Origin of the sequence: Microcoleus sp. Pol8_D6, assembly GCF_036700965.1 — a bacterium.
Lineage (GTDB): Bacteria > Cyanobacteriota > Cyanobacteriia > Cyanobacteriales > Microcoleaceae > Microcoleus.
Genome location: NZ_JAUBPW010000121.1, coordinates 4,851 through 9,917 on the forward strand (window position 1 = coordinate 4,851; position 5,067 = coordinate 9,917).

Here is a 5,067-nt window from a genome sequence, read left to right on the forward strand (position 1 = left end):
CTTCTTCCTTCTTCCTTCTTCCTTCTTCCTTCTTCCTTCTTCCTTCTTCCTTCTTCCTTCTTCCTTCTTCCTTCTTCCTTCTTCTTTCTTCCCCCAATCCAAACCCAGCAAATTAAACTGTAAAGCGCGATTAGCTGAAACACCGATACTTGACCGACAGCTACCGAATTACCGGGTAATTGCGAGAAATATTGGGAGATCGCAATTAACCCCTTTGCCGGATAGTCCAGCAGTTGTGCTAAAACACTGCCAGCCGGCGGAAAAATCAATCCAGCTAAAGCGCTAACCATCCCCCCAATACTCAAAATCCACAGTAAAGGAGCAGCAATAATATTAACTAAAATGCTGTAAGGTGATACCACGCTAAAAACGTAAAGTAGCAGTGGCAGCACCCAAACTGAAGCGGCGATCGGAACCACAAGAATCGAAGCGATCGCGGGTGGCATCCAGTCCAACTTTGCCATCAGTGGTGGCGTTGTCACGATTAACCCCAAAGTCGCCAAAAAACTCAGTTGAAAACCTAAATCCCAAATCCACAAAGGGTTAACCAGCAATAAAATAGTAGCAGCAATTAACAGCAATCCCAGCGGCTTAACTTGGCGGCTCAGCACCAAAGCAAATAGTGTTCCAAATCCCATCAAAGCGGCGCGGCATACTGATGGTTCAAAGCCAGTTAGCCCCACAAGCAAAAATAAAGCACCGACGCCAAAGCAAAATTGTAATTGTTTGGAAAAACGCCTGGTTAAAGCTAGAACTAAAGCCAAAACCATCGAAACTTGAGTGCCGGAAGCTGCGATCGCGTGGGCTAATCCAGCCTGCACAAAATAGTCGCGGATGTTGTAAGGTAAATCTACTGCTTGTTTGCCGAGGGCGATCGCACTGATTAAGGGCCCTTCGGGAACATTTAACTGCGATAGTTGCGATCGCACAATCCGCTGCCGCATCGCTTGAATTTTCGATGGCTGCATCCCGCTGGGATCCAAGAAAGCAGCCGTTTGGCTGTTAACTCGATTTACATCGGCGATCGCATTTTCTCTCCTCCAGTCGATTTGACGGCCTTTGAGCCCTACAAAAGCCCCTTCTCTGGCTAAATATGCTTGAAAATTAAAAGCCCCTGGATTCGACGGTGGCTGCGGTTTGTACAAGGAACCCACAACTGCGATCGTATTGTCGGCGTACAAACCCGTTGCTTGCAGCAGTGGCAGTGTAACGTAGAGCTTGCCGGATACTGGGCGGTTGACAACTGCTCCTCCCTCGCCGCCGTTGATTTCGCTAACTAAATCTGTTTCTAGCCAAAATTGCGATCTTCCCGATCGAGTCAATCGAGGCGTACTGGCAACTCTACCGCGAACTGTCACTGCCACTTCTTGAGTGTTCCCGCCAGCCGGAATCAGTTTGCTGATGTCATCTATTGCCGGTTGGGGCGATCGAACTGCAAAATAAACACTAGCTAGAAATGCCAGCAAACCCGCAACTGCCCACACCCATTTCGCTCTCGGCAGCATCTCCAACAAACTCAATTCTTCCCTCGCATCTAAGGGTTCTTCAAGAGCATTTTCTTTTTGTCGGCTGCGTCTTTTCTTAGTAATTTTGACAGAAGTTTTAGTAAAATTTCGCAACAATTTCGGCAGGGCGATCGCCACCGCTATTCCCAAAGCAAGTATCGCGTATCTACCCCAAGGAACCGCTGTAGAAATCAATCCCAAAATGTATGCAAGACAGAAGATGACACCCGTTGCTTGATTCATTAATTAATTAATTAGCAATTTAGAGGGGGAATATTTCAGGGAAAACTATGCGGAACTTAGGCACTCCTTACCAAAGAAACCGGGTTTTTCAACCGGGATAAATGGCTAAAAGCCGTGTATTTCCATAAAAAACCTCGTTTTTGGCTACCGATGCGTAAGTTATGGCAAAATTTCTTTCTTTACATTCTTTCCCTTCCCGTTCCCCTTCCTCTTCCTCTTCTAAATAGACAGCCCCAATTTTAAACCGAAAGCCGCGTGCAGCACCATAAGTGCAAGGGCCGTCGTGCCTAAATAAGCGTGAACCGCGCGCAGTGCCAGCTTATTGCCTCCAAAACCAGTCAGCGAAATCAAGCTGCCAACAGCCAGCAAAACCAGCACTGCCGAACCCGTCCAAAAATGCGGACTTTCCATGACTGGCTGGTGCTGCATCACCAGCGACAGCAAGCCGCCTGTATAGCCCAAAGCTAGAAACAGAAACATCCACGGTGCAAGCTTGCGGTGATCCGAGCGACTTTTGAGTGCGACATCTTTATCGGCGGCCAAACGTCCCTGCCATCCCGTATACCCGACAAAACTGCCCATCGCCACCACCACTATTCCCATCATTACAGGGTGTCCCCAATGGGTAATTGGTTCGGGAATTCCCAGACTGCGAAATTGACTGGCGATGGGTTCTAGTAGTTCGCTTAAATTTACCATTTGATGCTGACTCCAAACTGGGCGATAAATATTTTAGGACTAATCATTAAAGTATTATAAAATTAGTTTAGCAAGTGCGAGCGTACACTTCCAAGAGCCGTTTAACCTAAAAGCCAAACATTGGCTAGAAGCCTAGATATACGCAAAACTTAGCCGGCCCAAGCCGGCTGTGAGATGTTTTACAGCAGTGATGCTGCTTCAAGTTAATTATTAGCCTGATAGGCTAAATCTAAGAGCAAAAATAAACGCCATTCGCCCGCACATCACACCCCGTGGGCTGCCTTTTGCCCAATCTTCACAGCCTCATCCTCACTCTGGATGTTAAATTTTACCTGCCTGCTTAAAGTTAATTTCAATTCCTTGACTTTTGAATGCCAAAGTGAGAAATTAACATCGCAGCCGACGAGCCGTCGCACTTCTCAATTTTGCTAATCGCTCTCAAGGGAGAATCAACTGCTGAAAAAAACTAGAGGTTCCAAGTTTGAGACTTCTGGCATAAAGTATGCCGTCTGCCCAGGCTCACTTCGATCGACTGAGCGCTAAACCGTCTGAAGGTACCCTGATAGCACCCTTGTCTGTTGAGCAGCCATCGCTGTGCACCTAAATGAACCCTCTCAACTAACTCGCTGGGGATTCGGTTTTAGCAGACAAGCAGCCACTTTCGTTGTCGCCTTCCTCGGAACCGTGCCATCGCTACACTCACTGGGCCGTCGCTAAAGTAGCTTCCGAAGGTTGGATTTGATACTTTACGAGATTTGCCAGTTCTTGTAACTGATTAATCGCTTCTGCACCTTCTAGTTTCATGAGTTCGCGGTCGTCCCGCATCTCAGTCCAAGTGATACCGTAATCTGACACTAAAAATCGAATCAGATGGTTGTCCGTCAAACTGACCATAAATGAGGCACTGTTCATCTGACCCCCGCAAGTGTAGCAGGATGCCAGATAACCCCGATGCTCTAGCACGATCGCTAAAGCTTGGAGGTTCATTACCAAATCTTGAACGAATTTACGGTGTTGTTCTGCAAGTCTCAGAAACACAGTTCTCCTCCTATCACCACACCGTGTATTTTACATCCCATTTAATAATTTCTTAATAAGTGGGTCTTTAGGTGCTGGTTCAGTATACGTTTAGTATGCTCAAAAAAAATCGGATTAGCGACCTCTTCAGCCTACCTATACTAGATTAACCGAGTTGTGTTCGAAACGAAGTATCAGCAGCGACATTCAGCCAAAACAGGCTCTCGCGGGGGACTCCAGCCGGAAAATTTGCCTGCTGTCAGAGCTGATTCAGCCGTCAGAGACCCCAAAGATACAAATAACTAATGATAGTAATGAAATTAGTTAAGTATAAGAGTTCAATCGCCCTGGGGATACTCCTCCCAAAGCGTCGTCGTCTGCCGCAAGCTCCGAAAATCGCCATTCCCCAAAATCAAGTGATCCAGTAGCGGAATCGACAAAAACTGCGCTCCCGCCAGCAACTGTCGCGTCAAAGCAATATCCTCCGGGCTTGGTTCCAAAATCCCGGAGGGGTGATTGTGCGAGATAATCGCCCGCGTCGCCCCCTGGCGGATTACCTCGCGAAAAATATCCCGTGGGTGAGCCAAAGTTTCCGTTGCTGTGCCGATCGTAATTACCTGAGTACCCAGCAGCCGATTTTTCACATCTAGCAACACCACAGCAAAACGTTCCTGAGACTGCCACATCAAATCCTGACTCAGGGCATCCGCCGCCGCTTGCGGAGAGTCAACCACAGCCATTTCCGGCGGCCGCGACTGAAACACCCGCTTCCCTAACTCCACCGCAGCCAAAATCGAAGTTGCCTTGGCAGGGCCAATCCCGTGAATCTGCGTCAACTCCTGCACGCTAATGGTGCGTAGCACAGCCAGAGCATCACGTTGGTGCAAACTCAACTGATTTAAAATATACTGTCCGAGCCCGACGGCGGAAAGTTTGCCGGGTCCCTGACCAGTACCCAGGAGAATCGCAATCAATTCCGCAGTCGCCAAACTTTTCGGGCCACCGGCCATCAACCGTTCCCGTGGCCGTTCACTCGTTGGCAAATCTACAATTCTCAAGCTGTAAGTCATAGCTGCACCCGCACCGCAAGCTCAACAATTAGACAATTTTAGCCGATCAATTTGCGTTCTTCAATTCGTACAATCACCCAAAAAAGCCTTGATCATTAACCGAGGCTGTTGGCAGATAAAATCTAAGGCAACGTTTCACAAGCGATCGAGTCTCGATCTCGATCGAGCTTAAACGGATCGCCCGGATATGCCTCTAAAACTCGCTGCGCTTCGGCTTGAGTCGCTTGCGTCAGAACAGTTGCAATCCGAGTTAACGCAACTCGGAAAATCGACACTTTTAACCTTTGGTTTAGAAGACTCGTAAATAACTTTCTTGGTATATTCCTTTGGCTGCTGTGCATCAAGAGCAATCTTTGCGGTTCGCTCAACAGATTTGACTGAAGATGGCAATTTGCGATCGGACTCTGGTTTGGCAAGTGCAGGTGTGGCAGTAGAAATGGCAGGTTTCGGTTTTGGTGCTGGGGGGGTGACAACCCACCCAAAACCCATAGCTAGTAAGGATTGAGCCAACTTGTGGTAAAAAAAGATAGGCA

6 protein-coding genes are annotated in these 5,067 nt (G+C 47.9%); 1 reads left to right on the forward strand and 5 read right to left on the reverse strand.

Going from position 1 to position 5,067, the window contains the following annotated elements; all coding sequences use genetic code 11:
* From QUA10_RS28065 to QUA10_RS28085, 5 genes are all read right to left on the reverse strand, one after another.
* A partial coding sequence (locus tag QUA10_RS28065) for a ComEC/Rec2 family competence protein (RefSeq protein WP_333085790.1) occupies positions 1 to 1,748 on the reverse strand: 1,748 nt, incomplete at its 3' end.
* 219 nt (positions 1,749 to 1,967) lie between these two features.
* Positions 1,968 to 2,447 carry a DUF4079 domain-containing protein gene (locus tag QUA10_RS28070; RefSeq protein ID WP_333044165.1) on the reverse strand — a complete coding sequence of 160 codons (480 nt, stop codon included), beginning with the start codon at positions 2,445 to 2,447 and terminating at the stop codon, positions 1,968 to 1,970.
* Positions 2,448 to 3,146: 699 nt separating this feature from the next.
* Positions 3,147 to 3,485 (reverse strand): DUF1815 family protein, encoded by a 339-nt coding sequence (locus QUA10_RS28075; RefSeq protein ID WP_015176985.1) that lies wholly within the window; start codon positions 3,483 to 3,485, stop codon positions 3,147 to 3,149.
* A gap of 317 nt (positions 3,486 to 3,802) precedes the next feature.
* The gene (radC, locus tag QUA10_RS28080) at positions 3,803 to 4,534 is read right to left on the reverse strand and encodes a RadC family protein (protein ID WP_333085789.1); all 732 of its coding nucleotides are present in this window, start codon (positions 4,532 to 4,534) and stop codon (positions 3,803 to 3,805) included.
* 122 nt (positions 4,535 to 4,656) lie between these two features.
* Positions 4,657 to 4,809, reverse strand: coding sequence for an excalibur calcium-binding domain-containing protein (locus tag QUA10_RS28085; RefSeq protein WP_333085788.1), 153 nt, complete (start codon positions 4,807 to 4,809; stop codon positions 4,657 to 4,659).
* A 38-nt stretch (positions 4,810 to 4,847) separates the two neighbouring features.
* Here QUA10_RS28085 and QUA10_RS28090 point away from each other — a divergent pair, with 38 nt between their 5' ends.
* Positions 4,848 to 5,039: a hypothetical protein gene (locus QUA10_RS28090; protein WP_333085787.1), complete on the forward strand. Its 192-nt coding sequence runs from the start codon at positions 4,848 to 4,850 to the stop codon at positions 5,037 to 5,039.
* The last annotated feature ends 28 nt before the right edge of the window (positions 5,040 to 5,067 follow it).

Bases quoted from the DNA above. Each gene is read 5' to 3' on its own strand.
- QUA10_RS28070 (WP_333044165.1), bottom strand. From the start codon at position 2,447: ATGGTAAATTTAAGCGAACTACTAGAACCCATCGCCAGTCAATTTCGC.
- radC (WP_333085789.1), bottom strand. From the start codon at position 4,534: ATGACTTACAGCTTGAGAATTGTAGATTTGCCAACGAGTGAACGGCCA.